Genomic DNA, 2,261 nt, shown 5'->3' on the forward strand with positions numbered 1-2,261 from the left:
AAGCGGCGAACAGTCGCCGCTCCTCCATCTGCTCGGGCGTCAGCCTGAATGGCTGCTGCCCCATCACCACCACCCCCTTCTTCGGAACAACCGCTCCGATGTTTAGGGGATTCGTCGAGGCGGTTTAGTTGCACCAGTGCGGCTGGTTGATGCAGTCGCGACACATCCCGTCCACGCACACGGTGCTGCCCGGGCAGTAGTCGTCCGGGTACCTGCAAGCCAGGCCCTGCTCGACCTCTCCGAGCTGCGCCTCCGGCTCCGGCGTGCCCTCGGGAGACCCACCACAACCCGCCAGCGACAGCACCGCCATCAGACCCACGGCTGCCTTCAAGACTCCACGCATGGAACGCTCCTCGTCTGGGGTTGTACGGCACCCCGAAGGCTAGCGGCTTTTCCATCGCGGGCGCGAGCCCCGCCCCTGGAGGACCGTTTCCAGCAGGACCCTGGCTACAGATGCAACGATATAGCGCCAGGTGCGTGCCACACGGAGGCCCACCCTCGGGCTCCTTCGTGGGGACCCCGCCCGGCGGCCCCGGGCGTACGGATCATGCCCCGGGGGCCGCCTTCGACACTCCCACGACGAGCGCTACTGGAGGGCTCCGACGACGCGGAAGGTGGCGTCGGAGAGGAACGGCTCGCCGCTGCCAGTCGAGATGGAGAGGTGGAAGTCGGAGTGGCGGATGTAGTGCCCCGGGGCGTTGTACGCCTCGAAGGACGTCCACGCGCCGTTGGCGAGCCCCGGCCGCGGGCAGAATGTCGCGTCCGCGAGGAAGAGCCCATCCGCGCCGTTATAGGGCGACAGCTTGATGCGGTAGTCCTGGTGGCGCAGGAACATCCCCGGGAAGTTCACCGACTCGAACGAGACGCAGCCACTGTTGGCGAGCCCGGCGACGCGCCGGAAGTGCGAGTCGACCTTGTCGAGCTGCGAGCTGATGGTGCTGATTTCCCCCAGGCTGTTGGCGTGCCGGACGTAGTGGTTCTGGAGGTTGTACGACTGGAGCGACACGGCGTCCGTGCCGTAGATGTACTGGGCGCCCAGGATGTCATCGGGGGCCAGGTCCCGGCGTCCGCTGTAGTAGGCGTACATCACCGCGCTCGAGTCCGCCGAGTGGTTCAGGCCGATGGCGTGACCGAACTCGTGGGTGGTGACGTGCGCCAGGTCGTAGCCACCGCCGTTGTTGGTCCAGTACTCGGCCTCGTCGAAGTGCACGTCCCCGTGGGTCGGATAGAAGGCGTGCGCCAGGACGCCGTTGGCGCCGTCGAAGGAATAGCCATCGCCGTGGTCCCCGGCGTACCACCCAATCTGGATGTCGCCCGGGGACGCCACCTCCGTGAAGCCGATGCGCGCCACGTGCGACCAACGGCGCAGGCCGCCAATCACCGCGTTGCGCGCATCATTCACGGACATGTCGCCCGTGTAGTTCGAGAAGGAGAAGGTGACGGAGTTCCCCGGCCACCGGGAGCCCGAGTAGACGAAGAACGGGCTCACGCCCTTCCCGTCTCGAGGCGCCGTGGCGTGGACGTCCGGGAAGGCGCAGCGCGGCTTGCTCATGAGCTCGCGCGTGGCGGCGTTCAGCGTTCCGTCCTCCGACAGGCCCTGGGCGCGCTGGAACAGGCGCAGCGCCTCTTCCAGGGTGGCGTCGAAGAGCCGAGGGTCCGCGGGCGTCCGAGCGACGGCGGGCTTCCACCCGGCGAAGCCCTGGAGCGCGGCGTTGGGGAAGTAGCCGTACGTCTTCAGGTACGTGTAGAGCCGCTCTACCTCGGGGCCCCGGTCCCCCTTCTTCAGCGGCGCGCTCGCGGACTCCTCCGCGGCGGGCGGACTCGCTGGCGCCTCAGGCGCTTCTTCCGACGAGGCGCAGCTCAACGACAGGACACTCAGGCCGACTAAGAAGCCTCGCCGCAGCCACTGCGTGTACCCGTTTCCGGTCAGGCTCATGTCTTTCCTCTCCTCGCGACGGAGCTCGGGAACCCCGGCGGACGCGCCGGTCCCAGACATGAGCGTTTAGCACGACTTACGTGTTTATCTGGAGTGGTGGAAATCCCTCGGGGCCAGGCCCGCGCGAGGGACGCCACTGCGGAAAGACAGACCGCGGAAAAAAGAAAACCCCCGGTGCCCAAAGGGCACCAGGGGTTCTCAAAAAGAATCCGGCAGCGACCTACTCTCCCGCGCGGTTTCCCGCGAAGTACCATCGGCTCTGGAGGGCTTAACTTCCGTGTTCGGGATGGGAACGGGTGGAACCCCTCCGACATAGCCACCGGAA

General features: G+C 67.1%; 2 protein-coding genes and 1 rRNA gene. All 3 read right to left on the bottom strand.

Annotated features, from left to right (window positions below):
• Nucleotides 1-124 precede the first annotated feature (124 nt).
• Complete coding sequence (locus tag HG543_RS53225; protein ID WP_169352616.1) at nucleotides 125-343, bottom strand: hypothetical protein; 219 nt, start codon at nucleotides 341-343, stop codon at nucleotides 125-127.
• A 243-nt stretch (nucleotides 344-586) separates the two neighbouring features.
• On the bottom strand, nucleotides 587-1,936 hold the full coding sequence (locus HG543_RS53230) for a matrixin family metalloprotease (protein WP_169352617.1): 1,350 nt from the start codon (nucleotides 1,934-1,936) through the stop codon (nucleotides 587-589).
• Between the two features lie 207 nt (nucleotides 1,937-2,143).
• A 5S ribosomal RNA gene (rrf, locus tag HG543_RS53235) occupies nucleotides 2,144-2,260 on the bottom strand.
• Between the last annotated feature and the right edge of the window lies 1 nt (nucleotide 2,261).

The sequence above is a fragment of the Pyxidicoccus fallax genome, from assembly GCF_012933655.1.
In the GTDB taxonomy this organism is placed as follows: Bacteria; Myxococcota; Myxococcia; order Myxococcales; family Myxococcaceae; genus Myxococcus; species Myxococcus fallax.

Bases quoted from the DNA above. Each gene is read 5' to 3' on its own strand.
- HG543_RS53225 (WP_169352616.1), bottom strand. From the start codon at position 343: ATGCGTGGAGTCTTGAAGGCAGCCGTGGGTCTGATGGCGGTGCTGTCG.
- HG543_RS53230 (WP_169352617.1), bottom strand. From the start codon at position 1,936: ATGAGCCTGACCGGAAACGGGTACACGCAGTGGCTGCGGCGAGGCTTC.